Genomic DNA, 26,432 nt, shown 5'->3' on the forward strand with positions numbered 1-26,432 from the left:
CTCACCAAAAGAAAACACCCGAGGCGGATAGCCGCCTCGGGTGGAAGAAAGAAGAGTGATCGGTTCTACTGAAAAGTAGGAAGTTTCTATTTCCGGCGGATCCTCCAGATCTCACAGATCTGATTCCTTTCAGGGATACGGCTGCTAAAGCGGTCGGTTTGTCCCAGATAGACGGCTTGAACAAGTTGTTCGTTCCGTTTGATCCCCGAATAAAACTCGGCTGCTTTGGTCGCACGGTCCGAAGATAACCTTTCGTTGGCAGTTGCGTCACCGGTGACCGAAGCATATCCAATGATGAGCGCTAGATCACCATCAGGAATTTCATCGATTGCGCTCTGGACACGCTGACTGTCTTCCGCTGTTAGGTCGCTGGATCCGGTGGCGAAAGAGAGCGTGTGAAGAACGTTTGCGCCGAGATCCACGCCGAGCCTACTGTATTCGGTGGTGAGATCGGAGTCTTTCATTCCCTCGAGTTTACGGAGACTGCGGAAAAGCTGAACCGCTGCCGGTAGGAGTTCATCTTCGGACTTTGCGAAGAGTTCAGCCTGGCCGATTTGTGCTTCGAGCTCTTTTACCCGGTTCTCGAAGAAATCCCGGGCGTTGGAGGCTTCCTGTAGGAGGCGTTGGACATCGTCATACTGATCCTGGGTTACGGATCCCTGGGAATTGGCCATTTCCTGGCGGAGAGCGAGGAGCTCATCAGACATTGCCTGGCGCTGGGTGATTGCGCTCTCCAGTTGCATCTTGAGGTTGGAAACCTCGGCACCCGCTACGAGTGACTTCTGGAATTCCTGGCGAAGTTGGGAAATTTCGTTTGAGAGGCTTTGGCGGACTTGCTGGGATCTGGTTAGCTCATCGCTAGCCTCGTTGATCTGCGCGTCTTTTTCAGTGAGGAGTAGCCGAAAGCGCTCCGAGAGGGATGCGAGGGTTTCCGCGTCTTTTCTCAGGCGGGCGGCGATGTCTTCTATCGGCTCGGATCCGCCTTCCATTGGAGGTAGTCCACTTTCCATCCGCTGGCGGTTGAGATCCATCCGGCGTGCTTCGATATCAGCTTTGAGCGCGGATAGGGACGGATCTTCGATGGTCATCGCTTTGTTGAAACTACCCGATTTCCCGCTCATGAGAGAGAAAACAAGAATCACGAAAAGGATGACGACTGCAAAGAGGAGCAGTAATACAGGTGGGGTAAAGCCCTCGAATTTCTTCTGGGTGCTGGAGGCGGTTTCCTCGGCCACCGGCCCTTCAGGGGGGGCTATCCCAGCGGTCTCGGTGTGCGTTTTCTCCACCGAATCGACGACCTTGACAATTTTCACCTCATTCTCTTCTGACATGGTGAAACCCTGTCTAATTGCAGGGGTATATGTCAATCGCCACTCTAGTGGGAAATGAGTTGTGAAAACTCATCGGTCTTATTGAAAAGATGGGTCGGCCTGGACGCTTTGAGAGATTCGTAGGAGTTGAAACCCCAGGTCACGGCGGCATGGGGAATATTCGCCTTTTGAGCTGCCTTCATATCACGCAATTCATCTCCGATGTAGAGCATTTCTTCCGGCTTGATAGAGAAGGTTTTACGGATCGCGCGTAGGTGACGTGCTTTGCCGGTAAGCTTGGAGGTAGAGGAGACGAACTCGAATAGATCCCTAATGCCGTGGTTTCTTAGAAACACATCCACGTTGGCTGCGGAGTTTGACGTGAGGATGCCGAAGCACTGTGCATGGGGGCGGAGATCCTGGAGAGCGGAAGCCATTCCCTCGATGAGTTGCAGCCGATCGATATTGGCGCGCATCATTCCGGTGCCGCGGGCGATGATGGATGGTACACGGCGTTTCGGGATCTCCAGCTCTTTGAGGATTTCCTTCAGAGATAGGTGGCGGAGAGATGGGACTTCGCTCTCCTCGACCTGCCGGATTCCGTATTCTGGGGCGATTTCGTTGAAGATATTTCTCGTTTCGCCCAAGGTATCGGCAATCGTTCCATCGAAATCAAATACTAGCACTCTATATCTCATCTGGATGAAATCTGAGGGCTGGGTCCTATGACTGCCAGCCAAATTAGGTTACAAAGTCAAATTCGGATCGATATCGCCATCCAATGAATCTGTTTTTCCGGCCAGAAATCGGGATAGTCCGGCGAAGCCGATCATGGCTGCGTTATCCGTGCAGAGCTCTCCTTCCGCCATTGTGAGGCATATATCTTCCTTTTCGCAGCGGATTTGAAACGCCTCCCGGACGGCTTTGTTCAGGCTGACTCCTCCGGAAAGCGCGATGAGATCGCGACCAGTGGATTTTGCCGCGCGGATGGTTTTCTCCACAAGAACCTCTATCACAGCGATTTGGAACGAAGCGGCCACATCCGCGACGGATGCGGATTTGTTTTTCTGCAGGGTGTATAGGACTGCTGTTTTCAGCCCTGAGAATGAGAAGTCGTGTGTGCCATCGTGCAGCATGGATCTGGGGAAATCGAAGGCCTTCGGATTTCCATTCTTTGCCGCTTTTTCAATTTCCGGACCACCCGGATAGGGAAGGCCGAGCATTTTCCCGACCTTATCAAAGGCCTCCCCGGCTGCATCGTCCTTGGTGGTTCCCAAGCGGTGGTAATCTCCAACTCCGCGGACGTCCATGAGTAGGGTGTGGCCGCCTGAAATAATCAGGGCGATGTGTGGCGGGATCTTTGCCTCATTGATGAAAGGGGAAAGTAGATGGCCTTCCATGTGGTTGACTGCAACGAAAGGCTTTCCGGAAACGCATGACATTGCCTTTGCCGCTGTGCTTCCCACGAGGAGTGAGGAGGCGAGGCCCGGCCCCATGGTTGCGCCGAATACATCGATCCCACTAATTCCGATTTCCGCGGTTTCGAGTGATTTGTGAACCAGCTCATTGAGGCAAAGAGAGTGGCTTCTAGAGGCAAGTTCTGGCACGACTCCGCCATATTCCCTGTGCTGCTCGATCTGCGAGGCTATCTCACTGGCAAGGATCTCCGCCTTTCCGCCAGCTTCCTGCCGGAGGATCGCAACCGCTGTTTCGTCACATGAACTTTCTATCGCCAGGAATACTGCCACGGGCGAATCTTTATTGGCGGTGCGGCTTTGCGCAATAGCGAAGGAGGGCTAGGTGGTTTGGGATTCCACCCAATTTTCCGAAAAGGTCTCCAGCTGAGGAAAAAATTCTGAGTAGAGTTTCTCGAAAGCTTTCTGATTTTTGAGGAATTCATCCTCTGCTCCCAGGACCTTCGCCGTGATCGGGACGCGCGTGGATACCCGGCGGAATGTGAGAGCCAGGCCATCGATGGAGGAATAACTGTCGAGCCATCTTTCGGAAATCATCCTTGGGAGCATTTCTCTGAAATTCAGCGGCTGCCACTCTTCACGGGCGATGAGGACATCATGGCAATACTGGATGAATTCGCGTCGTGCCTTCTGTCCGCCCGGCCAGTTTTGAGAGAGGAAATAATCGTAATAAACGTCCACTATGATTCCGGCCAGCCTCCTGCGTTCCGGAGAAAGTAGTTCCCGTGCCTGGCGAAATGTAGGGTGTAGATCCGTGAAGTAATCGATCGCCCTGTGCTGGCGGATACCGGTGATGATGCCAGTCGGATATTGACCTACCAGACGATCCGGGAGCCCCTTCACGAAATCTCCCAGTAGATTTCCAACGAGGGATTCCTCGGATTTTTCGGCTAAATAGAGATGAGCTAGGAAATTCAAAGGTGGAGCAGGGGTATTTGCTGATCCTACCGTTCTGGCAGGAAAGTGAAATGACTATCGAACAAGGTTGGACGATAGCCGTAGGATGATTCAAGTTCCCGCCATGTCGTTTTCCGAAGTGTATCCCGAGCTGATGAAGAACCATACGCCTCTGATGCGTAGGTTTCTGGCGATGCTTGACGAGGATGTTTCCTTGGAAAGTCTCGCAGTGAAAAGTCAGCAGTTAACCCGTCAAAATTTTGGCAAAACCATGCGGCTGTTTGCGCCGCTGTATGTCTCCAACGAGTGCGTAAACAATTGCTCCTATTGTGGTTTTTCACGTGATTCAGCGATTCTACGAACGACACTCACCGTAGACCAAGTGGTGACGGAGGGGAAATATCTCTATGATCAGGGCTTCAGAAATTTGCTGCTGGTAGCCGGTGAGCATCCGAAATTCGTATCCGAAGGCTATTTGCAAAAATGCCTGGATGCGTTGATTCCGCTTTTTCCGACTTTAGCTCTGGAAGTTGGCCCGATGGAGGATGATCAATACACGGAAATCGTAGAACACGGTGCGGAGGGATTGATCGTTTATCAGGAAACCTACCACCGAGAGACCTATGAAAAACTGCACACTGCAGGGCCAAAGAGGAAGTTCAACTGGAGGCTGGATTGCCCGGAGCGCGCGTATATGGGAGGTTTCCGCAGGATTGGGATCGGCGCATTGTTTGGGCTGGCGGATTGGCGGCACGAGGCGCTCTCGCTCGCCGCGCATCTGGAATATCTCTACAAGCATTGTTGGAAGGCACAGTTCTCTGTGGCCTTTCCGAGGATGCGTCCCTACGCGGGAAACTACCAGTATGCGCCGGATCCGACACGCTACCTGCCTGATGCTGCGTTGCTTAGATTAGTGACGGCCTTCCGTATCGCATTTCCACAGGTGGGAATCGTGCTCTCCACTCGGGAACCGGCGATTCTCCGGGATTCCATGGCTTCGTTGGGTATCACCCATATGTCAGCGGGAGCTCGAACTGAACCGGGTGGCTACACAGGAGCGGGATCCGATGATCTTCATCTTACGGTCAAAGGCCGGAGGGTTGAAATCGAGGGAAAGGATCCGAACGCGAAAGCCACTGAACAATTCCAGATTCACGATACCCGGAGTCCCGCACAGATCGCGGATATGCTGCGTGCGCAGAATATCGATCCGGTATGGAAAGATTTCGATCAGGCGCTGGTTCAGGCGTAGGCCGATCTAGTCCCGGAGGATGAAGTCCGAGACGACGATGCGGTGATCGGTGTCTTTGGAAACCACGACGCCGGAGCTGATTGGCTGGAACTGGCGGGTGGCGTAGATGTGATCGATACGCAAAATCGGAAAGCGGCGGTGAAACGTGTCTCCCCATCCACGACCAACTTTTCCAAAGGAATCTTCAAAATCGCGGATAAGCTGACGGTGCACGACATCCGTGGCCCCAGCATTGAAATCGCCCCCCAAGATGGTCGGAGTAGTGGGAAATGAGCTGGTTTGCTCCAGAACCTGAAGGACCACTGAAAGCTCACGGCGGCGGATTTTTCGGTTTGCCACATGTGCGCGGCGGCTTTCGCTACTCCACAGGCGCATGTCTATGGCAGCAGTCGCGAGGTGGAGATTTACAATCTCGATCTCTCGACCGTTCCGGAGTCGGATTGTTGCTTGTTGGTTGCGCATCAAGGGGTTGCGCACTTCCCTGGTGATCTCGTGGCGTGTGACGATACCGTTGGAGAGATACGCGCGGTAGTCACCATTTCCTCCATAGAGCATTTCTGAAATTTGTTTCACACGGTGCGGGAGTGTCTCCTGAAGGAGAACGATATCAGGATCCCACTCCTTGAGGGCCGCCGCGGGATCGCCGAATCTGAAAAGCGCGCAATTAATGGTGGCTACCCGGAGGGTGGTGGCCCCGTCATCGGTTGGGCCCCGCTCTGCTGTGATCTTCGGGTGGGTGAAATTTGAGAGGCCTTTCGCCTCATCCATAGCCACCGAAAGGGTGATCGCCCAAACGGCGGTTATGATCAGCGAGAGTGGCGCCCTTAGAAAGCAGAACGCGAAAACGGAGAGCAAAAGACCTATGCCGCCCCAGAACCAGAAAGGCAGGACGGTAAAGGCTGCGAGAGAGTCAGGCTGCTTTGCATAGCACCAAACGGTGATGATGTGAGTCAACAGCGAGGCTATTACAAAGGCCCATCCAGTGGCTCGGCGTAGATTCGACATGGATGGGATTTTGAAGGAGTTCCGGAAGAGTTACATTCCCATACCGGGGAGGCCGCCGAGACCGCCTGTGAGTTTCTTCATTTCCTCTTCCGCTTGGGTTTTCCCTTTGGTTATGGCTTCCTGCACGCCTTTGAGGACCAGGCCTTCGAGGAATTCCGTATCTTCTGGATCTACCACTGCTGGATCGATTTTGATTTCGAGGACGTCCCCTGCGCAGGTTGCGCGGACTTTGACTTTGTCTCCGCCAACGGAGACTTCCACTTCGCGGGATGCGAGTTCTTCTTGTTTCTTAGCGAGGCCGGCTTGCATCTGCTGGGCCTGCTTCATCAATTTCTGCATGTTCATAAGGCGATTTTCTGTTGGTTATTTGGAAAGGACTTTTGCCTGGAATTTCTCCAGAGCTGCTTGGATGAGAGGGTCTTGGTAGAATGTGTCTTCGTCCACTTTCTCGTCTAGCTTCTCCGGCTCCGGCTCAGGAGCTGACTCCTGCTTCGCCTGAGGCGTCGGGAGGGGTTCCGGCTCCTCGTCGGGAGCATTGGCGATGAGATCATCGAGGGCGGAGAGGCCATCCGATGGTTTGTTTCTCTGGGATGAAGGTGGTGGGGTGGATTCGACTTGGGCTTGAACTGGGGCCGGGGCAGGAGCTGGCGGGAGTTCCTGAACGGGTGCGGGTGCGGGAGTTTCCTCTACTGCTGCCACTACGGGTTCCGGATCCGGCTGGGCTACTGCTGGTGCAGCTTCTGCCGCCGGCGGGGCTGGAGCTTCAGCCGGGGCTTGGATGGAGGTCGAGGTAGGCAGGTGGTCTGCACCTTTTGCGAGGATTTTGATCACATCGGTGATGCGTACTTCGGAGAGGGATTGTATGGCCTTGATGATTCCTAGCTCGAAATGGAGGCGCTTGTTGGTGGCCCATTTCATGCGGTTCTCCGTTTCAGCGAAGATATCGATGGCGGAGAGGATTCGCTCGGGCGGGTATTGATCGCCGTCCTTTACAAGTTTGAGCCAGAGGTCTGCCGGGATGCCTTCTCCATCGGCTGAGGGATCTAGCTTGGCGATGAGGATGCCGCGGAGGCAGCCTACGAGCTCGCCAAGGAGTTGCGAGAGCTCCCGCCCGCTTTCCGATTCCGCCTGTATGAGCTTTAGGGCCGCGGGTGTTTCTCTGGAGAGGAGTTTTGAAGTGAGATCGGCTACTTTTTCACGGGAGGTGAAGCCGAAAACATCGAGGACGTTTTCCTCGGTGATGGTTTCTCCGCAGAAGGCAACAAGCTGGTCCAGCATGGATTGCGCGTCACGCATTCCGCCGTCGGCACCTTTCGCGATTGCCCAGGCTGCAGTTTCATCGAGAGAGATTTTCTCCTCTGTGGCGATGTGGCGAAGATGATCCGCGATGGTCTGGGTGGGGATCGGGCGGAGATCGAAACGCTGGCAGCGTGAAAGGATGGTAGGTAGAATTTTCTGAACTTCGGTGGTGGCGAAGATAAATTTCACATGCTCCGGAGGTTCCTCGAGGGTCTTGAGTAGGGCATTGAATGCCGCATTCGAGAGCATATGGACCTCATCGATATAGTAGATCTTGAACTGGCCGCGGGATGGGGCGTATTTGACGGATTCCCTGAGGTCACGGACCTGTTCCACCCCGTTGTTGGAGGCACCATCGATCTCCAGAACGTCGAGTGAGCGGCCTTCCGCGATTTCCCGGCAGACGTCTTCTTCCGGATCGAAGTCGACCTTGGGGCCATCTTTGCAGTTAAGGGCTTTTGCGAGGATACGTGCTGTGGAGGTCTTGCCGGTGCCGCGCGGGCCTACGAATAGGTAGGCGTGTGCAAGGCGCTTTTGCTCGATGGCGTTTCTCAATGTACGGACGACATGGTCCTGTCCGAGGACGTCGTTGAATGTCTTCGGGCGATATTTTCTGGCAAAAACCTGGTAGCTCACGCGGCAGAGCATAGGCAAGCGGGCCGGTTTGTCATGCGAGGATTTTGAAGAGTGCGGGCAAATCGCTAGACCCCTTTCCTTAAACGGTCTAGGGTGCCCTCCATGATAGCAGCAATGGAACTCGGCGGGACTAAAACGGTGGTCGCGATAGGTGGCAGTGATGGAGAATTGATCGAAGAATACCGTTACCCGACCACGAAGCCCGAAGAGACATTGCAGCGTGCGGTGAAGTGGTTTTCTGAAAAGGGTGTGCCGGAGGCCATCGGTATTGCCGCATTCGGTCCGGTGCGCATTAACCCGGACGCGGATGATTGGGGAGACATTCTTGCTACGCCGAAAGCGCATTGGAGTGGCTTTTCCATAACGAATGCGTTGAAGAAAGCTTTTCCTGACGCGAAAATTTCACTGGAAACGGATGTGAATGCAGCCTGCCTTGCCGAGGCGAAGATTGGCGCGGCCGCGGGGTTGAAAAATGTGGTTTATATCACGATCGGCACCGGGATCGGGGCTGGTGTGATGTGTGACGGGAGACTTTTGCACGGTGCGCTTCACCCGGAAGTCGGTCATTTGATCCCACCTAGGAAAAAGGGTGATGCCTTCGCCGGGACTTGTCGGTTTCATGGGAATTGCCTGGAAGGAATGGCAAGCGGGCCAGCTATTGAGCAGCGCTGGGGCGAGGCTGGCGGAAATTTACCGGTAGATCACGAGGCTTGGGATACTGAAGCGTGGTATTTGGCGCATGGCATACAGAGCCTGCTGGCGATTGCTCCACCGGAGCGTGTTGTGATTGGCGGTGGCGTCTCGCAGGCTGAAGGTCTGCATGAAAAGACCGAAAAGCTTCTAATTGAGCTAGCAGCAGGATATTTCCCCGCGCTGGAAAAGCTCCCCTTCGTCGTTCCTCCGAAACTCGGCCAAGAGGCCGGGATCAAAGGTGCACTTATGCTAACCGGGCTCTAATCGATCGGCTCAACATCCACCTCGACGGCGAGGGTCTGCCCACCTGCTCCGAGGGTTACTCCACGGAGAGGGCTGACGTCTGAAAAATCCCGGCCCCAGGCAACGGTTATGTGCCGTTCGCTCGGGAGAATATTATTCGTGGGATCTGCATCGATCCAACCTGCGTTTTCTCCGCAATAAACGGAGACCCATGCGTGTGAAGCGTCCGCTCCGACGAGTCGGGCTTGTCCAGCCGGAGGTTTTGTTTCCAGATAGCCACTGACGTATCGTGCAGGAAGTGAAAGTGAACGCAGGCAGGCAAGCATGAGGTGGGCGAAGTCCTGACAGACTCCGGCCTTTTTCTGTAAGACCTCGATCACTGGAGTGGCGACGTCGGTAGCGGCAGGGTTGAACTCGAATTCAGTGAAAATCCGGTTCATGAGTGCAACGGTAGCCTGGAGAATGGGGCGGCCCGGAGTGAAGTCGGGTCTCGCATATTCGGCGAATTCCTGACCAACGGGAACGATAGGGGAGGCAAAGCGGAATGCTCCGGCTTCCGTGCTGAGATTGAGGCGGTCTCCGCTGGTGTCTTCGCGAATGGTTTCCCACGCGGGTGTGGAGGCTGGATCCGGTGTGGCTGTTGGCAGGACTTGTACGAGGCTACGTGCGGTGACCTCGAGCTCCGTGTGGCTACCCTCGCACTCGAAGTAGGTGGTCACGTTTCCGTATGCATCGTTGTGGACGCTACGGCCAACAGGCTCCGGCTTGATTTCCAGAATATGCCAAGGGCACCGCTGACCGGGTAAAAATCTTGGAGCCAAGCGCGCCAGGTGATGGGATACCGTGACGGCACCTTCGTATTTGTAGCGGGTGGTGTGTGTTAAAGAGTAGCGCACTTCGGGAACTATTTATCCCCGGTGGGTGTGGATGTCGATCTTTACGAAAAAGGTCTGCACATTGGTTGCAATTTCCCGGTGGGGTATATTGTCTGGCGCTGCTGAAATGAAATTTGCGACAATTTTCCTAATCCTCCTCGGGCTATGTATCTCTGCGATTGGCGGGCTTTTCACAGTGCTGATGTGGAAGAGCTACGAGCGGGCGGTGGATCAGAGAGGCTGGCCGCAGGTGGAGGCTGTTGTTTTGTCCTCGGAAATGGAGGAGTGGCAGCACGATGAATTTTCCCCGAAGGAATACCGGCTGAACCTGCTTTACGGGTATGAGTGGGAAGGGGAGGCAAAAACGAGTGAGCGGCTTTCCGTGCGTGGCAATCCCTCATACAACAAGAGCGGAAAAGTTCAGGGAATGCTCAAGGAATACCCGACAGGCGGGAGAGTGATGGCCTACGTTAACCCGGGGGATCCGAATTTCGCGATTCTCATGGTGGACTCCAAGGCCGCGGGGTATTCGATCTGGTTTCCGATGCTGTTTTTGTTGGGGGGGCTCGTGATTGCGGTGAGTGCCATTGTGAAATCGCTGAGAAATCGGGGCTGATTTTTTGATGGAAACGATTGCGGGAAAAGTGGTGAGCGTTGAGAGTTGGCGTCAGGAGGAAGATTGTGCATCTTCGCCGCAGACGAGGTATGAAGATTTTAAGCTACAAGGACGCAGATTATAAAACGTTCGTAAAGGGGCTCCGTAGAAGGGCAATTCCCGAAAATTCCGTGCGCGATTTGGTCACGGATATCATTTCCCGGGTCGAGGAAGAAGGCGATGAGGCTCTAATAGCGCTGACCGAGAAATTCGATGGAGCCAAGCTATCCGCAGATGAGCTTTTTATATCCAAGGAGGAATTCGCCGAGGCTGCGGAATCAGTCTCTGAAGAAACGCGTGAGGCGATTCGAAGGAGTTTGGTGAATATTCATGATTTCGCGAAAAAGAGCATGCGGAAAGATTGGTCCGGGAAAAATGCGGAAGGTGCTACTGTGGGAGAGCGTTTCACGCCGTTCGATCGGGTGGGTGTTTACGTTCCGGGTGGTAAGGCTCCGCTTGTTTCGACTGCGCTGATGACGGCCGGCTTCGCTCAGGCGGCCGGTGTTCCCGAGATCTTCGCTGCCACTCCGTGTGGGCCGGATGGCAAGGTGAATCCAGCACTTCTGTATGCTCTGCAGCAGGCTGGAGTCACCGAAGCTGTGAAGGTGGGCGGTGCGCAAGCGATTGCCGGAATGGCTCTCGGGACGAAGACAATCAAACCGGTTGACCGCATATTCGGACCTGGCAACCGCTTTGTGGTGGAGGCGAAACGCCAGCTGGTGGGCGCCGTATCCATCGATCTCCTGCCTGGACCGAGTGAGATTTTAATTCTGGCGGATGAAACCGCTAATGCAGCCTACATTGCCGCCGATATGTTGGCGCAGGCGGAGCATGGCGGTGATAGTGCCGTTGGCTTTGTGACGCCTTCGCGGGCTCTTCTCGATCAGGTGAAGCTGGAGATTGAACAACAGACAGTGACTCTCAGCCGGGCGGATATAATTAGAGAGGTTCTGGAGAAATCCACGTTCTTGCTTGAGGTGGAATCGCTGGATGACGGAGTCGCCATTTCCAATGATTTTGCTCCTGAGCACTTGTCATTGATCGTGAAAAATGAAGATGCGGTTCTGGCGGAAATCAGGACGGCGGGGGCGATTTATCTCGGTGCGGACTCGCCGGTGGCGGTGGGAGATTTCCTGGCTGGCCCCAGCCATACGCTACCTACAGGTGGTGCCGGTAAATCATTTTCCGGCCTGCGGGCCGACCAGTTCCAGAGGAGGACAAGCATCGTAAAAATGGACAAGGCAGCGGTCGAAAAATCGCTGCCGGTCATTCGTGTTTTTGCGAAGTTGGAAGGTCTGGATGCTCACGGAGAATCGACAGCCATACGAATCGAAAGATGAGCGAGGAGAGGGAATATTCGCCGAAGCGTTTTGCAATCGCCAGTGTAGTATGCCCCGCATGCGAGACGAAGCTGGACCGTGAGGCGAAGTGGTGTGATTCGTGCGGATTTACCGGAGCGAAATCTCTGGATCTTTTCGGGGAAAACCCACCACCACTTCTCCCGATCCTGGATGTGGCCGATTTTTGGAATGCGAAGCAGCAGAAGAGAATCGAGGCCGCTATCTCATCACTCAAAAAGCGCTTCCCGCAGATCAACTGGCGAATTTGTGCTGTGTCTCTGGATCAAACAATCAGTCTGCCATTGTTCGGATTTTGGCTGATGAATGTTTGTCCGCTATTGCCGGAGGAGTCCGAAGAAGACCGGGAATGGACAGTGCTGTTGCTGATTGATGCGGAGAGCGGGAGAGCTTCGGTAACAACCGGCTATGGTGCTGAGGTCTGGCTTTCCCCGGAGATGTGGGAAAAAGCCCTGATGGAGACCAGGGACCCGTTCTTGAGAGGTCAGAATGACAAAGGAGTAGTAGATTTCCTGGGAGTCGTCCGAACACTGCTCGAAATGGCCTGGAAACGCTCTCAGAAGCAGATCAAATGATCAGAAATACGATAAAAATGTCCCAATTACTGGTCGTTATCCTTGCTGTCACACTGACTTTCGTCAGCACGGGAAATGCGGATCAGCTGGAGAAAATTCTGGAGAACAGCCAAAGACCGGCGGGTTCGGTTTTTGATCCTACCGGAGTCCTTACGCCGAAGCAGCAAGCTGAGATTTCCGCCCCGCTGCATGGTCTGCTTGAGAATGAAGAGATTGATATTCTTGTAGTGATTCTACCGGAAATCGGAGAATTTCAACCCCAGGATGTTGCGAAGAAGTTCGCTGAAAAGTGGGGCGAGGGGAATATGAGTTCATTGGTTCTCCATGTTCCCGGGCGTGATGGGACTCCATGGATCTTTCCCGGAGAGAATGTGGGAACAGCAGTGACTCCCGAAGTGGTTCGCAAGTCCGTTTCAGATGGAGAAAAGCGAGCGGCGGCGGAGCCGGATGATTTCCGGAAAGTGCGTGCCGCATCGATCGAGGCGGCGGATGCCGTCCGTTATTGGTCAGGTGGGGCTGTCCTGCGTAGCGAGGCAATCATCAATGCGAGATTGGTTCATCAGCTTGAATTTGAAAGGAAACGACGCCTGCTTAAGCTAGCTGCTTTGCTTGGAGCCGCAGCATTGATTCCCATGATATTCGGAATTGTTCTGCTGTTTACCCGGCTCAGTAAAATGGGACCGAGAACTTTCCCCCCGGTTCGTAAGATTCCACGTCTAGGTGCCCCGTATTCCGGTGGTAGTCGTATTGAAAGCAGGGGGTAGACGTTCTTTTTTAAATATGAAACCTCAATTAGCCATACTCGCCTCCAGCTTAGCGCTTGCTCTTTCCTCCTGCGAAAAAGAGCAGGAAAAGCCAAAGCCGGAAAGTGCCGCAATCCCGGAGCCAAAGTCGAAAACTGCTGAGGAATTGATCGAAGCTGATACTCCGCTACTGCCGATCAAGAAGGGTGATTATTGGAAATACAGCGTAAGCGTTGAGATTCCTGCCGGCGTGACGTCGGATGGAGCCTCTGCCGTGGAGATTGATCAAGTGAAAACCAGGACCTATCTGGGTAAGGTTAAAGTGGACGAGAAACTTCCCGAGGTGGATGCTTTTGATGTGGTCTCTCCCGGGGAGCCGGTGATGCGGGAGCTGGTTGAGATCACTGATACCGCGGTGATGATGCGCGGTTCGATTCTTCCCGAGGTTCTGGATTCAAAGCCTCTGTGGTTGGATCCTCCGGTGCCATTTGCCTATGCGGGAATGAGAGCCGGCCAAGGTGTTGCGCCGCTTAGTATACAAGAAGGAGCCCGGAAAAGAGGAATGAAGATAGTAGGACGCGAGAAGGTAGAAGTGCCTGCTGGTGAATACATGGCGGTGCGCATGCTGATGACTGGAAATGATGGCGACTTTGAGGTTCGTCGCACCACTTGGTTTGTCCCGCAGGTAGGAATCGTGAAAGAGGAGAAGAGCCGCTACCGTGATGAGAAATTACTTTTCCGGGAGCTGACCGTGCTTTCCGAGACGAACGTGAAGAAGGACTAATTTTAGGAAGCTTGTGGTTCCTGATTTTACCGAAAACTAATTTAGAACACAGAAAACGCGCTCCGGTTTGGAGCGCGTTTTTTATTGGAGAAATTTAATTTCTATCGTCGACTATCTACGACGACGGAGAACAAGCATCACACCACCGATCAGGCCGAGGAAGGCTGTCGAAGGCTCAGGAACTTGATCGAAGCTAATCTGGTAGAGGCCTGCGCCTGAGTTGGCTGGATCGGAAGCATTTCCTGAGAGTGCTACGACGAATACGTTTGTCGGGTAAGCGCCGATCTCGGATGCGGAGAGACTTTCACCTGGATTCTCACCTACGACGTCGAAGTCGACATTGATAGGTGTAAGGCCAAGGAAGGTAACCTTCACGGATTCGCCGGGATCGAAGTTAAGGGACGGGGAAGTGGTAGTGCCCGGACCATCGTTTTCGTATTCGCTTCCAACGGAGACTTCAGCGTCGCCAATGGCTTCGAATTGAACGTCTCCATAGCCTGCGATGTTGATAACCAACACGTCAGTAGGGAGGGTCTTTCCTTCTTGCCCGATAAAATCGAGTGTGAAGGCCGAAGCTGCGGCGGTGAGCCCACAGTACAGTGCTGCAATGAGCGTTAATTTCGTTTTCATGTTTTGGGGGGAGTGTTCAGGGTGTCTTTGAACAGCTCATATATATTACATTTCCGTACTATTCCGCAATTAAAATATATAACGAATATATAAACATGAAGTATTTAGTTATTATAAGATAATCCGAATTATCGGCGAATCTTGATTTTGATTGATTCATCCGTATTTGACTCCCCGAGATTCCGGCGTTCTATAGCTGTATGAAAAAATCGATTTCGCTGCTGGCTGCATTTGCATTTCAAGCTTCCGCCTATGGAGCGGTTATCGAAAAAACCGTTGATTATAAGGATGGCGACGTGTCGCTGGAAGGGTTTCATGCTTATGACGACGATTTCGAGGGCAAGCGCCCGGGTATACTGATCGTTCATCAATGGACCGGTTTGACGGATTACGAAAAAACCCGTGCGAGAATGCTTGCGGGCCTTGGTTACAACGTCTTCGCGGCGGATATTTACGGAAAAGGCGTCCGCCCACAGCCACCGGAGGCTGGAGAGTATGCTGGAAAGTATAAGAAGGACCGGGAGCTTTACCGGGAGAGAATGGCGGCCGGGCTGGAAATTCTAAAAAATGATGAACGGACTGATACGGGACGAATCGCGGCGGTCGGCTATTGCTTCGGTGGAACCGGTGTTCTGGAAATGGCGAGAGCCGGAATGGATATCACCGGTATCGTTTCTTTCCACGGTGGTCTAGGCGCTGCCGAGGGGATGACTGCCGAAGAAGGCGGAGTGAAGTGCAAGGTGCTTGTCTGTCATGGCGCAATTGATCCACACGTTCCTCTGGAAGAGAAAGTTGCCTTTGAGAAAGAGATGGAAGATGCGGATGTGGACTGGCAGCTGGTTTCCTACGGAGGTGCGGTGCACGCCTTTACCCAAAAGATGGCTGGCGATGATATTTCAAAGGGTGTGGCCTACGATGCGAAGGCCGACGAGCGCTCATGGGTGGATATGCAGCAGTTCTTTGCTGAAATTTTCCGGGAATCCTGATTCCTTCAATGCCAGAGAGTTGGAAGATGCGCGAATTATTTGATCTGCAGTCGTTTTATAGAGATTTTGCGAAGGCTGCCGATCAGGGTGGATTTCGCGGCGAGGTCTTGCTGGAAATGGAAGACGGACCACTGATGGCTTGGGAAAAGGTTGGTAATGGACCTGTTGTCTACCTTTCGGCCGGAATGCATGGAGATGAGCCCGCAGGCCCGCTGGCAGCCCTTGAAATGATGGAACGCGGTGTTTTTGATGATAACAGGCACTGGTTGATATGTCCGGTCATGAATCCCGGAGGGCTCGCTCTTCACACACGTGAGAACCGCGAAGGTAAGGATCTGAACCGGGATTATTTGAAAATGGAGACCTTGGAGGTGGCTGCGCATATCCGGTGGTTGGACCGTCGTCCTGTTCCAGATCTTTTCGTGTCCCTGCATGAAGACTGGGAATCGACGGGCTTTTACTTCTACGAGATCAATTGCGGTAACGACCGCCCGGAAGTAGCTGAGGCAATTTTTTCAGCAACTTCAGTGGTTATGCCAGTCGAACCGGAAGTTTTCATCGATGGGCACGAGGTGCGGGAAGCAGGCTGGATCTTCCATTGTCCGGATGCCGATGTGCCTGATCACTGGCCTGAGGCAATTTATCTGGCTAAAAAAGGTTGCCCGCTTTCTTTTACTTTCGAGACGCCGAGCTCGGCGGATCTGGTGGACCGCACGAGGGTGCAGATGCTGGCGTTTCAGGAATTACTGAAGAAGGTGGTTCCATGATTTCCAATTTATTTTTCTATGAAAATTCTTATTACAGCAGGACCTACCCGTGAGGCGATTGATCCGGTGCGTTACCTGACGAATCGATCTTCCGGTAAAATGGGATACGCCATCGCCGAGGCTGCGGTGGCGGCAGGGCATCAGGTGCTTTTGATCTCCGGTCCCACCTCTGTGGATGTTCCCGATGGTGTCGACTACCTGCCAGTGGAAAGTGCGGATGACATGTATCGGGCGGTCGAGAGCTATTTGCCTCGGATGGAAGCAGCATTTTTCTCGGCGGCAGTGGCAGATTATGCCCCTGCAGTCGTAGAGGAGCAGAAGATCAAGAAATCAGGTGATGAGATGACTCTCAAGCTGGTGAAAACAAAGGACGTCCTCGGCGCTGCCCGGACGGTATTCGGGTTCACGGGGTTTCTTGCTGGATTCGCGGCAGAAACTGAAAATCTGGAGATAAATGCCCGCAATAAGCTGGAAAAAAAGGGGTGCGATCTGATTGTGGCGAACGATGTATCGCGCAGTGATATCGGATTTGACTCGAACGAGAATGAAGCGCTGCTGGTGTTCGCAGACCGGACCGAGCGTTTCCCGAAAGCCGCGAAGCATGAGCTAGCCTGCCATTTGATATCGATGCTGGCAGTTTAGTGACTTTCAGATGCCCGACGGCAGCAGATCGGAGATTTCCCGGACAATTTCCTCCGTGTGGAGGGCGGAGATGGTTAGTCGTAATCTGGCAGTGCCTTTGGGCACTGTCGGGAAGCGGATTGCAGGGATCAGGAAACCTTTTTCTCTGAGGCTTTCGGAGGTAGCCAGTGCCGTCTCGTTATCGCCCAAAATGATGGGAAGAATTGCACTGGGATGATTAGCTCGAAGAATCGCAATATTCCTGAAAAGTCTTTCGCGGAGATCCGATCCGTCTTCAGAGCGGATAAGCTCGAAGGCAGCCCTTGCTGCGTGCGCGATGGCTGGGGGCGGGGCGGTGGTGTAAATGAATGCACGAGCGCGGTTTGTGATCAGATCAACCCATTCACGGGAAGCGGCAAGGTAGCCACCTGAGAGGCCGATTGCCTTGCTGAGTGTGCCCATTTGAAAATGAACGCGGCTCTGAACTCCGAGCTGCTCGGCCAGTCCCATTCCTTTTTTCCCTAGAACTCCGATGGCGTGTGCCTCGTCCAGAAGGAGCTCGGCGCCGTGTGTCTCGCAGACCTCCAAGATTTCTTCCAGCGGGCAGAGATCCCCATCCATGGAGAAGACCGATTCGGTGGCTACAAGTATTCTGGAGGTGCTGCGTTGCCTGGCTCTTTTCAGCAGGCGATCCAGTTCAAGGTGGTCGTTGTGGGGAAATACGCGGAGGGTCGCTCCCGATGCCCGTGAAGCATCAATGAGAGATGCGTGCGAAAGCTTATCCAGAAATACGAAATCGCCCTTGCCGACGATTGTGGGAATTGCCGAGAGGGCAGTTGCGAAACCGGAGGTGAAAGTGAGTGCTGCTTCCGACTGTTTCGAGCAAGCGATGGTTTCCTCCAATAATGTATGTGGCGAGGATGTGCCTATGACCAAACGGGATGCGGTTGAGCCGGCGCCGTAACGCTGAATGCCTTCAATGAATGCTCCTGTTATCTTCGGGTGGCTCGCCAGTCCCAGATAATCATTCGAGGAAAAATTCCAGAGTTCCTCTCCGGCGATAGAGATTCGTGTGCCGGAATTTGAATCAACCGTGCGGAGCTGGCGGTGAAGTTTGCTGGACTTTAGAGCGGCGAGTTCTTCACTTGGATTGATTCCGCTCATCCGGTTAGTTGGCGGTAGGGCGCTCGAGAGCCCAACGGAGGAGTTTCTCGGAATCGCTCCAGATGTTCGGAGTATTCGACTTCAGAACGACACAGATGACAGAACGGCCGTTAAGTGTACCTGTGGAGATGAGGCAGCGTCCGGAGGCGTTGGTTGTTCCGGTTTTCATACCATCGCAGTATGGGACGGTCTTCAGAAGTCTGTTGGTATTTTCAATGGTGCGTGTGCGGCCATCGTTGTAGCGGAATACAAAGGACTTGGTGGAAAAGTAGGAGCGGAGGAGTGGGCTCTTATAAGCGGCGCGCGCTGCAATCGCCATATCGCGGGCTGTGGAGAATTGCCCGGGCTCGGTAAGTCCATGTGGATTGACAAAGTGCGAATTCCTCATGCCCAGTTGGGCGGCTTTCCGGTTCATTAGCTCGGCAAAACCTTCTACACTACCACCGACATCTCGGGCAAGTGCACGACCTACATCGTTTGCGCTTTTAACCATGAGGACCTTGAGGAGCTCGCGGCGGGTATATTGCTCTCCGGGTTTCAGGTAAAGTTTCGTAGGTTCACAAAGTGTATCATATGATTGAATGGTGACGGTTTTATCGATGTTCCCGGCGTCCAGAACACAGAGTGCGGTAATGATTTTCTGTGTGGAAGCTACTGCGCGTCTGCTATCGGCGTTCTTCGCATAGAGGTTCCTACCGCTCTCAACGTCGACGATCAGCACTGCTTCGGCAACTACCTGCGGAGGCGCTGTCTGCGGGATGGTTCCGACGCGAACTGGCTGGGTTTGGGCAACTTGGCCACGAGAAATCGGTGGCGGAGGATTGCCCCCGCAAGAAGATATGATGGAAACGATAAACAGGCTCAGGGCGAGCGGTCGTGCGAGAGGTCGCAGAAAAGTCATGGGCGGAGAATGCAAGAGGGAATGGGGCGCGGTCAATAGCCATTGAATATCCGGTTCTACGGATCGGGGCCTTGAAATTACTCCTTGCACGGTGATGGCAGGGATATTACATCCTTTGCACGTAAAGCATCTTGCGACGGACAAAATATCCGCCACATTATACCGCTAATGATTTTTTTGGAACGCATATTCACCACACCTAACGCCGGCCTACAGAAGCTGTGTGGTTATCTTGTCGCCTTTTCATGACTTTTCGTTCCTGTCATTTTCATAATGCTTCTCTACGCGCTTCCGCGTCCGTGGTTATACCATGGACTCTGCTGAATCGCATTTTTAACTCATCAAAAATACAAAGCCATAGCTAGACCACAAAAAAACAATAAGAGGGGTCGTTACCGCGATATGACGCGGGTAAACGATCGCATTCGTGCACCCAAAGTCCGCGTCGTAAACTCACTCGGTGAACAATTGGGTGTGATGTCCTCTCGTGAAGCGCTTGCAAAGGCACAGTCTGTTGGGCTGGACCTAGTGGAAATCGCCGGACAGGCGGATCCACCAGTGTGCAAAATTATCGATTACGGTAAGTATAAATACACCCAAGCGAAGCTTAAAAAGGGAGTTAAGAAGACTTCTGCCCGCATGAAGGAAGTGAAATTCCGCGTGGGAACAGGAGATCACGATTATAACATCAAGCTTGGTCGTGCGGAAACTTTCCTTGAGGCGAACCACAAGGTCCGCTTCGTGCTGCAATTCAAGGGACGTGAGAATGCTCACAAAGACCTGGGATTTGTTGTTCTGAAACGGATTATTGAAGATCTCAAAACCATGGCGGCTGTCGATCAGCCCCCACGTCTTAACGGTCGTGCGGTAGCGATGATTCTTTCTCCGCTTCCTGCCCATCAGAGAAAACGTAACTTCCAACTCTATCATGGTGAACTCATCGAAGAAGATGAGACGGATGAAGAGGATGAGGACGAAGAAGAGGAAGACTACACACCTGCAGGCGAGGAGGAATCCACCCAGGAGCCGGCAGAGGAAGAAGACAGCAAGGGTTAACCTGATATGTCTCAAAGTATCCAAGAACTGTTCCAATCGATCCGTCGTGGAGCAGGTTCTTGGCTTTTACTGCTGGATATCGACGGGACTCTCATCGAGACAGGTGGTCAGGGAATGGCCGCCTTGAACCGAACGGCTAGAGACGTCTTTGGTGATGACGGGCCTCCATTGAATCTTGCTGGTTCCACGGACCTTGGAGTTTTGGATAGTATCTATGCTCATTTCGGGCAGGAACCGTCTGATGAGTTAACCCATCAATTTTTCGAAACGTATCATTTCAACCTCCGCGAGAGTCTTGAATTGGATCCTTCCAAAGGCGAGGTGCTTGATGGCGCAATCGAATTGCTGGAAGAATTTCAGGGCTACGCCCATGTCGAACTGGCTTTACTCACGGGAAATACCGACGAGGGCGCTCAAATAAAGCTGAAGCATTACCTGCTGGAGCGATATTTCACATTCGGGGCCTTTGGCTCGGACCGTGCGGACCGGAATCTTCTGGGCCCGATAGCCTTGGAGCGGGCCTTTGCTTTCACGGGACGCAAATATGAAGCAGATCAGATTCTGATTATTGGAGATACTCCGAAAGATATCGCCTGTGCTCACGCGATTGGTGCGAAGTGTCTTGCTGTTTCCACCGGGGAATTTTCCGCTGTGGAGCTGAAGTATGCCGGGGCCGATTGGGTTGTGGAATCCCTGCGGGATTTGGCTGCTGAGTTGGAAACCTACGCGACCTGACCCGCAATTCTCAAAAAATCAAAACTAGGGGAGTGGCCCCTTGGTGGTGGCCATGTGGTTGAGTAATTTTTGGTTAAACTCATCGGCCATATTGTAGCCAAGTCTACGTAATTGCTGGTCCAGAGCTGCGATTGCGACCATACGCGCGGTATCCCGTCCCGGCCCTACGGGAACTTCCACATGGACGATCTGTTTGCCAAGAAGCTCGTAGGTCTTGGACTCAAGTCCGAGACGATCGACATCGTTTAGATCCGCGGAAGATTTGAGGGTCACGACCAGATCCAACCGCTTATCGGGACGAATGGATGCCAGACCGTAGAGGTTGGCTACGTTGATGATGCCGATCCCTCGGATTTCCATGTATCCTCGGGAGAGGTCCGGGGCTGTGGCGATCAATTCACCGCCGATTTTTTTAACCCGGACCATATCATCTGCCACGAGGGAGCCTCCACGTTCCAACAGACCGATTGCTGTTTCTGATTTTCCCGAGCCGCTTTTACCTACTATTAGGACGCCGATTCCCCGCATATCGACCATACAGCCATGGATGGTGACAACTGGTGCAAATTCCTGCTCCAGGCTGATAGTCGCAGCATTGAGGAATTTCATGGTGATTTGGGAAGTTCCGAAAATAGGGATGGAATATTCATTCCCGACGGCCATGAGCTCCGGCCCGAGAGTCGTGCCGCGCGAAACGACGATGCACGGAATATCCCGCTCACACATGCGACGGAAGCGGTCGATTCGCATTTGTTCCGGAAGTTTCCGAAGGTAGGCCATCTCAAGGTTGCCTAAGACCTGGACCCGCTTTTTCGCGAAGTAGGAGAAAAATCCGGTGAGCGCCAGTCCGGGACGGTTGACGGCTGGCTCGCTGATCACGCGGTTGAAGCCTACTCTTTTACCCATCAGAACCAGCTTCAAAGGGGCTGCATATTCTTCGAAAAATTTCTCTACCGTGATTGATCCCACGGTCTTGACGCGTTGTGCCATAGCTTGAATTTAGACTGCCGGCTTATTTACAGCACGCGAAATCGACCAATTGCATGCAGTTTGCCAAAATGCTCGGATAGGCTATGATTGGGGAAATGAGATCACTCCCCTCCATCAAAAAATCCGAACTGAAAGCTCATATTCCGGAAGCGTTCTCAATGGAAGGATTCTGGGCGGTCGTCACGAAACTTTCCAAAAGGGGAGGTCGTAAAGTGATGGAAGCAGGCCTTACTTTGTTTTTCTGCCTAAAGGATCCGGAGACACCAAAATGGGCAAAAAGTGTGATCATCGGTGCTCTCGGTTATCTGATTTTCCCAATGGATTTTTTGCCCGATGCAGTCATCGGTCTCGGGTTTACAGATGATTGGAGCGTACTTCTTGGCGCGATGGGTGCAGTGGTTGCTCATATCAAAGAGGAGCACAAGGCTCGCGCTTCGGATGTTTCCGACAGGATTCTGGGAATCGGGAAGAAAAAGAAATTTCCGGAAACTCAGAATGTAGGGTGAATAAATTATGTGACTATTGCGTATAAGCACATACAAGTTCCAAGAATCATGAATCTCCGAATCCTCTCCGCTTTGTTTTTGTTCTCCGTGGTAAACGGGAATGCTGACGTATTTATCGATGGTCCAGCACTTGGGGGAAGCTTGGGAGGCTGGACCAAAAAGGGTGGTAACGCTGCCGAATATACACTCTCAGGTGCGGAGTACCGCACATACCGTCCGGAAATTACGCCGACTCCGGACGGCGGAATTTTTGTTTCCATCAGAATCGACCATGTGCGCGGATGGCTGTCTTCCGACGATCATGCTATGCTGGAGATTACCATCGATAAGGCAGGCGAAGTGGTTTCCGCCCAGTCAAGTATCGCGATCCAAGGCCGATCGATTACCAGCGATGTTATCCGCGGGGGCACAGATGCCGGAAACGATGCAGTTGGCGTTGACCGCGCTCTCGAGATTGGATCCACCCTTGTGGCCGACGTTTCGGAAAAGCTACTTCGTGAAAAAATCGTAGAGGCCGGTAGGGTTTCTTTCCCATCGGCGTTGAGACACAATTACAATCTCCTCTATCAGGCCCTTCGGAAAAAAAATCTAGCGACAGCTGGAGAAGAGGCTCCGAAAGCCAACCCTCTGGATTCGCCGAAACCTGAGGAAGAGGCTCCGCCGAAAGCGAAAGTCCTCAAAATCAAGCAATATGCCTCAGGAGATAAGCCTGATCTCGGTGCAGAAGAATAATCAGCCTCTCGGGTGAAATTTCCGGTGGGAATCTTTCAGTCTTTTTGCGCTAACGTGGGTATAAATCTGGGTGGTTGAAATATCCGCGTGTCCCAGTAGTTCCTGGATTACACGGAGGTCTGCTCCTCCTTCCAATAGATGGGTGGCGTAGGAATGCCGCAATAGGTGGGGATACACTGTGCACTCGATTCCTGCTGCCAACGCCCTTTGTTTTACAATCTGACGCACTCGCTCTGGAGTGAGTTGGGCTCCACGGATACCAATAAACAGGAATGACTGGGTTGCACGTCTCACGAGGTCCTTCCGTTCGTTATCCATATAGTCGGCGATAGCCTCGCGGGCTTTTCTGCCGAAGCGAACCAAACGGGTCTTTTTTCCTTTCCCGGTGACCCGTAAAAATCCTGCTTCGAAGTCGATCGACTCCAGCCGTGCGTTGCAGAGCTCCGAAAGCCTCAGACCTGCAGAATAGAACAGTTCCAGAATGGCTTTGTCTCTGCGACCCAGTGGTTCAGTGATTTGTATGCTCTCAATCCATTCTTCCACCTGTGACGCAGAGAGTGTTGCCGGGAGTTTTTGGTCAGTTTTTGATGAAACGAGTGGTTCGGCAGGATCCATTTCAGTTTTTTTATTGGCGACAAGCCACCGGAAGAAAATTTTCAAATGCACTGTCGTCAGGCGAATGGAAGATGCCCCCAAGCCTTCTGATTTTCGGTCTTTTAGATAAAGCGCGAGTTCCTCGGTTCCAATTTCCTGCAAACTCACCTTATTCCCCTGAAGCCAGCCCTCGAGACTGGTGAGCGTTTGGGCTACGGAAGACCGGTAGGCATCCGACAGTCCACGTTCAATGGCCAGGTGTTTTAGGAATCCATCGATATCAATCTCCATTGACCTGAGCATAGAGAGATTCCTAGCTAGACGCTATTTCCGAATTTTCGGGAGTGAGGTGAATTTTTTAAAAGAATGACACCTCGGGCGCGGGATCGTTCAAAATTTTATTGAAGAATTTTACGAAATATCTATATTGAAGTATATCCAAGCGGTCTAAGTAGTTAATCTTTCTTGACTAAAAGTCCGAAACCCCTAGAACCGTAAGCAATTCGAGACATAAGCACGAGAATTATGAATCCATTCCCCCCCTCCATACAGTTAGACCCAGGTCTTGCTATTGGCTACAAAGAGCCACTGGCTAGATTTGAGGAGAAGGTAAAACTTACAGGCGGCACTCATTTCCTACTGGCTCGCAACGGGCGGGGGAAATCGACTCTTCTGCGCACACTTGCAGGCAGTTTGAAAAAGCTCTCCGGTGATTTTTCCACCGAGGGCTTCATGCAATACCTTCCGGAGGATATGAGATTCGATGCGGAAATTACTCCGAAATCGATTTTCAAGTCCTTGTTACCAAAGGCAAAACAAAAGCCGGCATTTGAATTGGCTGAGCGTATAGAGCTGGATGTAAATAAATTATACGGCCGCCTATCTACTGGGAATAGACGCAAAACCGCACTCATCATGGCGGAATTCTCTATCAAGGAGAACTGTGGAAATATCCTGCTGCTAGATGAGCCCTTCAGCGGTTTGGACGCTTTCGCCAGGGAAATTTTTGAAAAGATGTGGAGAGACTCGTCTGAAAATGTCCTGCGGCTCGTCTCCTGCCATCCGGACTACGACTCAATGGTCATGCCAAGCGTCCTCATGATCGAAGGGGAGCGGGTGAGCCACCACAGCGGCGAAAGTCAGAGTTGGTCCACCCTCAAATCCTTCCTCAACTAATACTTTTACCGATAAACCCCCTCTTTATCCCATGAGACTTTTCAAACTAACCGTCGCAACCATCTTTCGCAGGAAAGCGTGGGCGATTTGTTTATTTGCGGTTCTCTTCCTTCCGTTTGTCCTCCCGCTCATTTCCAGCGCTTCCGAGAAGCCGGTCTTGCTTCAGCCGGCGCGTATTCAGGCTGCGTGGGGGACGCTCTTCATCTGCACGATGTTCTGGGGATTTTTCGCAGCAGCTCGCTTGGGAGAGTCGAACACCCGGTCAGGAACCGGCGAATATTTCCGCACGACCGGACTTACCGCCACCCGTCAACTCTTTGAAATTTGGCTGGCAATCTTCGTCTATATCGTGCCGTTGGCCTTTGCCGCAGCTGCGGTATGCCTGCTTGGTGCAATGCCCAGCGAGTCTTCGGAGAAGGCAATGTGGCTGACTCTAAATTTCCAGTATCTTTCGCTCTTCCTATTGGTTTTCGCACCACTTCTTGCACTGGCTACCGCGCTGGCATCACGATTCGGCGGGATCACTGGATTCGTTGTCACATTCTTTGTTACCCTCTACGGCCTCTACGGTGTGGGTTATCTCGATAACATGTTGAAGCTGGAGGCAAATTCCGCCCTCCAGACACTCTGGCTCTACTCTCCACAATACCGTTTCGCCGATCTCACCCAACGTCTCTACTTCAAAACCGGAGCGCTAACCGGCGAAGTATTCAGCAACATGGTTCTCTACTTTACCGCCATCCTCGCTGTGAACACCGGGATCTCCCGTCTCTGCTTCCGCACCAGCTCGAACGCCTGAATTATCCGAAATTTCTCAACCGTAGCCATGAAACCAAGTTCAAATATCATCTCCATCGCGCTGATCGGCGCCGGTGTGGCTGGATTTGTGGTATCATCCAAGCCGCTTTTGAAGAATGCCGACCTTGATGCTCCGTTGAACCCACTTGGTATCAACCGCAGCCCCTATGGTGAGGTGATTGCGATGGCAATGCAGGGGCCGATCGATACATTTTTCCATGCGGTGGAAGGTGAGGGCCACAAGTGCGACGATCCGGAGCATTGCCAGCACCATCAGCTCAAGAAAGAGGATGACCTGGTGATCGTGGAGCACGGTAGCTGGAATGACCGGGCTCAGTTTTTCATAGAGAGTCTCGGAAAAGGTCTGGAAGAGCGCACAAACCCGCGTGCCGCCACTGATTCTCACAAATTTTATCTCCGCCGTGGAATCGAGGACAAACTCCGCTTTGCCTACAATCTGGATCCCGGTCATTACGGAAACTACAATGCCTATCACTTTTTCCTGACCGAGCCGCAATTGGGAACCCGTCCGGAGCTCACCCCGCATGCGGCCAAGTTAGCTGATGAGACAATCCGTTATTGCCTCAGCCAGCGCTCGGATCCCCGACAGGCTTTGACTGCTGCTGCAGCGGCGACAAACATTATTCAGCTGATGTTTGAAGACCGCGCGGCTAATCCGGACAGCTCCCGCTACACGACTGAACAGATGCGGGAAGTTCTGGGTGTGGTCGATCAATCAATTGGTTTGTTCTCACACCTGTCGAAGGAATGGGAGGACCAAGGTGTTTGGGAGAATCTCTCCGAGCTACGGATCGTCGAAGCACAGGAGCGTCTGAATTTTATTTTGAAAGTTAGGGAAAGCCAGGAAGCCGGAATCCGCCGTTTGGAAGGACTCCCGAGCCGGCAGACAATGGGGAACAACTCGGTAAACCATACGAACAGCGTTTCTAACTGAATTTAATTTATAATGCATACC

30 protein-coding genes are annotated in these 26,432 nt (G+C 52.8%); 17 read left to right on the forward strand and 13 right to left on the reverse strand.

The genetic code is table 11. From position 1 onward, the window contains the following. Positions 1 to 86 precede the first annotated feature (86 nt). Genes AAGA79_RS01835 through AAGA79_RS01850 form a run of 4 tightly spaced genes read right to left on the reverse strand, consistent with a single transcriptional unit; the run spans position 87 to position 3,703 of the window. Entirely contained in the window at positions 87 to 1,331 is a 1,245-nt protein-coding gene (locus AAGA79_RS01835; RefSeq protein WP_411827076.1) for a hypothetical protein, read from the reverse strand. 44 nt (positions 1,332 to 1,375) lie between these two features. Next, positions 1,376 to 2,008 (reverse strand): HAD-IA family hydrolase, encoded by a 633-nt coding sequence (locus tag AAGA79_RS01840; RefSeq protein WP_411827077.1) that lies wholly within the window; start codon positions 2,006 to 2,008, stop codon positions 1,376 to 1,378. 48 nt (positions 2,009 to 2,056) lie between these two features. After that, positions 2,057 to 3,058, reverse strand: coding sequence for a tRNA (adenosine(37)-N6)-threonylcarbamoyltransferase complex transferase subunit TsaD (tsaD, locus tag AAGA79_RS01845; protein ID WP_411827078.1), 1,002 nt, complete (start codon positions 3,056 to 3,058; stop codon positions 2,057 to 2,059). Positions 3,059 to 3,106: 48 nt separating this feature from the next. Then, positions 3,107 to 3,703 (reverse strand): ACP phosphodiesterase, encoded by a 597-nt coding sequence (locus AAGA79_RS01850; RefSeq protein WP_411827079.1) that lies wholly within the window; start codon positions 3,701 to 3,703, stop codon positions 3,107 to 3,109. 103 nt (positions 3,704 to 3,806) lie between these two features. Between AAGA79_RS01850 and thiH the strand changes: the two genes are divergently transcribed. Further along, positions 3,807 to 4,934 (forward strand): 2-iminoacetate synthase ThiH, encoded by a 1,128-nt coding sequence (gene thiH / locus AAGA79_RS01855; protein WP_411827080.1) that lies wholly within the window; start codon positions 3,807 to 3,809, stop codon positions 4,932 to 4,934. Positions 4,935 to 4,940: 6 nt separating this feature from the next. Here the strand turns inward: thiH and AAGA79_RS01860 are convergent, their stop codons facing one another. Genes AAGA79_RS01860 through dnaX form a run of 3 tightly spaced genes read right to left on the reverse strand, consistent with a single transcriptional unit; the run spans position 4,941 to position 7,886 of the window. Further along, positions 4,941 to 5,939 carry an endonuclease/exonuclease/phosphatase family protein gene (locus tag AAGA79_RS01860; RefSeq protein WP_411827081.1) on the reverse strand — a complete coding sequence of 333 codons (999 nt, stop codon included), beginning with the start codon at positions 5,937 to 5,939 and terminating at the stop codon, positions 4,941 to 4,943. A gap of 30 nt (positions 5,940 to 5,969) precedes the next feature. After that, positions 5,970 to 6,284, reverse strand: a complete 315-nt coding sequence (locus AAGA79_RS01865) for a YbaB/EbfC family nucleoid-associated protein (protein WP_411827082.1) — start codon at positions 6,282 to 6,284, stop codon at positions 5,970 to 5,972. Positions 6,285 to 6,302: 18 nt separating this feature from the next. Beyond that, on the reverse strand, positions 6,303 to 7,886 hold the full coding sequence (dnaX, locus tag AAGA79_RS01870) for a DNA polymerase III subunit gamma/tau (protein WP_411827083.1): 1,584 nt from the start codon (positions 7,884 to 7,886) through the stop codon (positions 6,303 to 6,305). Positions 7,887 to 7,976: 90 nt separating this feature from the next. On the opposite strand from dnaX, the gene AAGA79_RS01875 reads away from it, so the two are divergent. Further along, complete coding sequence (locus AAGA79_RS01875; RefSeq protein WP_411827084.1) at positions 7,977 to 8,831, forward strand: ROK family protein; 855 nt, start codon at positions 7,977 to 7,979, stop codon at positions 8,829 to 8,831. On the opposite strand, the gene AAGA79_RS01880 is transcribed toward AAGA79_RS01875, so the two are convergent. Next, complete coding sequence (locus AAGA79_RS01880) at positions 8,828 to 9,706, reverse strand: transglutaminase family protein (protein ID WP_411827085.1); 879 nt, start codon at positions 9,704 to 9,706, stop codon at positions 8,828 to 8,830. The genes AAGA79_RS01875 and AAGA79_RS01880 overlap by 4 nt on opposite strands. A gap of 106 nt (positions 9,707 to 9,812) precedes the next feature. Here AAGA79_RS01880 and AAGA79_RS01885 point away from each other — a divergent pair, with 106 nt between their 5' ends. The 5 genes from AAGA79_RS01885 (at position 9,813) to AAGA79_RS01905 (ending at position 13,800) form a co-directional block, all read left to right on the forward strand. Further along, the gene (locus tag AAGA79_RS01885) at positions 9,813 to 10,301 is read left to right on the forward strand and encodes a DUF3592 domain-containing protein (RefSeq protein ID WP_411827086.1); all 489 of its coding nucleotides are present in this window, start codon (positions 9,813 to 9,815) and stop codon (positions 10,299 to 10,301) included. Between the two features lie 89 nt (positions 10,302 to 10,390). Beyond that, on the forward strand, positions 10,391 to 11,680 hold the full coding sequence (gene hisD / locus AAGA79_RS01890; RefSeq protein WP_411827087.1) for a histidinol dehydrogenase: 1,290 nt from the start codon (positions 10,391 to 10,393) through the stop codon (positions 11,678 to 11,680). After that, entirely contained in the window at positions 11,677 to 12,273 is a 597-nt protein-coding gene (locus AAGA79_RS01895; RefSeq protein ID WP_411827088.1) for a hypothetical protein, read from the forward strand. Before hisD ends, AAGA79_RS01895 begins: the two co-directional genes overlap by 4 nt. A gap of 17 nt (positions 12,274 to 12,290) precedes the next feature. After that, complete coding sequence (locus tag AAGA79_RS01900; RefSeq protein ID WP_411827089.1) at positions 12,291 to 13,037, forward strand: TPM domain-containing protein; 747 nt, start codon at positions 12,291 to 12,293, stop codon at positions 13,035 to 13,037. A gap of 16 nt (positions 13,038 to 13,053) precedes the next feature. Then, entirely contained in the window at positions 13,054 to 13,800 is a 747-nt protein-coding gene (locus tag AAGA79_RS01905; protein ID WP_411827090.1) for a hypothetical protein, read from the forward strand. A gap of 111 nt (positions 13,801 to 13,911) precedes the next feature. Here AAGA79_RS01905 and AAGA79_RS01910 read toward each other — a convergent pair whose 3' ends face one another. Next, positions 13,912 to 14,430, reverse strand: coding sequence for a PEP-CTERM sorting domain-containing protein (locus AAGA79_RS01910; RefSeq protein ID WP_411827091.1), 519 nt, complete (start codon positions 14,428 to 14,430; stop codon positions 13,912 to 13,914). Between the two features lie 200 nt (positions 14,431 to 14,630). Between AAGA79_RS01910 and AAGA79_RS01915 the strand changes: the two genes are divergently transcribed. From AAGA79_RS01915 to AAGA79_RS01925, 3 genes are read left to right on the forward strand one after another with little or no spacing between them, the layout of a single operon-like run. Continuing rightward, a complete protein-coding gene (locus tag AAGA79_RS01915; RefSeq protein WP_411827092.1) occupies positions 14,631 to 15,416 on the forward strand; it encodes a dienelactone hydrolase family protein in 786 nt (261 codons plus the stop codon). A 26-nt stretch (positions 15,417 to 15,442) separates the two neighbouring features. Next, positions 15,443 to 16,183 (forward strand): M14 family metallocarboxypeptidase, encoded by a 741-nt coding sequence (locus AAGA79_RS01920; RefSeq protein ID WP_411827093.1) that lies wholly within the window; start codon positions 15,443 to 15,445, stop codon positions 16,181 to 16,183. A gap of 18 nt (positions 16,184 to 16,201) precedes the next feature. Further along, positions 16,202 to 16,825, forward strand: a complete 624-nt coding sequence (locus AAGA79_RS01925) for a phosphopantothenoylcysteine decarboxylase (protein WP_411827094.1) — start codon at positions 16,202 to 16,204, stop codon at positions 16,823 to 16,825. 6 nt (positions 16,826 to 16,831) lie between these two features. On the opposite strand, the gene AAGA79_RS01930 is transcribed toward AAGA79_RS01925, so the two are convergent. Continuing rightward, positions 16,832 to 17,968 carry an aminotransferase class I/II-fold pyridoxal phosphate-dependent enzyme gene (locus AAGA79_RS01930; protein WP_411827095.1) on the reverse strand — a complete coding sequence of 379 codons (1,137 nt, stop codon included), beginning with the start codon at positions 17,966 to 17,968 and terminating at the stop codon, positions 16,832 to 16,834. A 4-nt stretch (positions 17,969 to 17,972) separates the two neighbouring features. Beyond that, on the reverse strand, positions 17,973 to 18,869 hold the full coding sequence (locus tag AAGA79_RS01935) for a D-alanyl-D-alanine carboxypeptidase family protein (protein WP_411827096.1): 897 nt from the start codon (positions 18,867 to 18,869) through the stop codon (positions 17,973 to 17,975). Positions 18,870 to 19,271: 402 nt separating this feature from the next. On the opposite strand from AAGA79_RS01935, the gene infC reads away from it, so the two are divergent. Both infC and AAGA79_RS01945 read left to right on the forward strand, forming a co-directional pair. Continuing rightward, complete coding sequence (gene infC / locus AAGA79_RS01940) at positions 19,272 to 19,925, forward strand: translation initiation factor IF-3 (protein WP_411827097.1); 654 nt, start codon at positions 19,272 to 19,274, stop codon at positions 19,923 to 19,925. 6 nt (positions 19,926 to 19,931) lie between these two features. Continuing rightward, a complete protein-coding gene (locus AAGA79_RS01945) occupies positions 19,932 to 20,660 on the forward strand; it encodes an HAD family hydrolase (protein ID WP_411827098.1) in 729 nt (242 codons plus the stop codon). A gap of 24 nt (positions 20,661 to 20,684) precedes the next feature. Here AAGA79_RS01945 and hprK read toward each other — a convergent pair whose 3' ends face one another. After that, positions 20,685 to 21,650, reverse strand: a complete 966-nt coding sequence (hprK, locus tag AAGA79_RS01950) for an HPr(Ser) kinase/phosphatase (RefSeq protein WP_411827099.1) — start codon at positions 21,648 to 21,650, stop codon at positions 20,685 to 20,687. Positions 21,651 to 21,745: 95 nt separating this feature from the next. On the opposite strand from hprK, the gene AAGA79_RS01955 reads away from it, so the two are divergent. Both AAGA79_RS01955 and AAGA79_RS01960 read left to right on the forward strand, forming a co-directional pair. Continuing rightward, positions 21,746 to 22,156, forward strand: a complete 411-nt coding sequence (locus AAGA79_RS01955) for a YkvA family protein (protein WP_411827100.1) — start codon at positions 21,746 to 21,748, stop codon at positions 22,154 to 22,156. A 48-nt stretch (positions 22,157 to 22,204) separates the two neighbouring features. After that, a complete protein-coding gene (locus AAGA79_RS01960; RefSeq protein WP_411827101.1) occupies positions 22,205 to 22,888 on the forward strand; it encodes a hypothetical protein in 684 nt (227 codons plus the stop codon). Here AAGA79_RS01960 and AAGA79_RS01965 read toward each other — a convergent pair whose 3' ends face one another. Then, a complete protein-coding gene (locus AAGA79_RS01965; RefSeq protein WP_411827102.1) occupies positions 22,889 to 23,785 on the reverse strand; it encodes a tyrosine recombinase in 897 nt (298 codons plus the stop codon). Positions 23,786 to 24,007: 222 nt separating this feature from the next. Between AAGA79_RS01965 and AAGA79_RS01970 the strand changes: the two genes are divergently transcribed. The 3 genes from AAGA79_RS01970 to AAGA79_RS01980 are packed head-to-tail and all read left to right on the forward strand — an operon-like array spanning position 24,008 to position 26,411. Beyond that, positions 24,008 to 24,658, forward strand: a complete 651-nt coding sequence (locus AAGA79_RS01970) for an ATP-binding cassette domain-containing protein (protein ID WP_411827103.1) — start codon at positions 24,008 to 24,010, stop codon at positions 24,656 to 24,658. Between the two features lie 31 nt (positions 24,659 to 24,689). Next, positions 24,690 to 25,457 (forward strand): hypothetical protein, encoded by a 768-nt coding sequence (locus AAGA79_RS01975; protein WP_411827104.1) that lies wholly within the window; start codon positions 24,690 to 24,692, stop codon positions 25,455 to 25,457. 27 nt (positions 25,458 to 25,484) lie between these two features. Further along, a complete protein-coding gene (locus AAGA79_RS01980; protein WP_411827105.1) occupies positions 25,485 to 26,411 on the forward strand; it encodes a hypothetical protein in 927 nt (308 codons plus the stop codon). The last annotated feature ends 21 nt before the right edge of the window (positions 26,412 to 26,432 follow it).

Origin of the sequence: Luteolibacter sp. AS25 (assembly GCF_046736275.1) — a bacterium.
Taxonomy (GTDB): Bacteria; Verrucomicrobiota; Verrucomicrobiia; order Verrucomicrobiales; family Akkermansiaceae; genus Luteolibacter.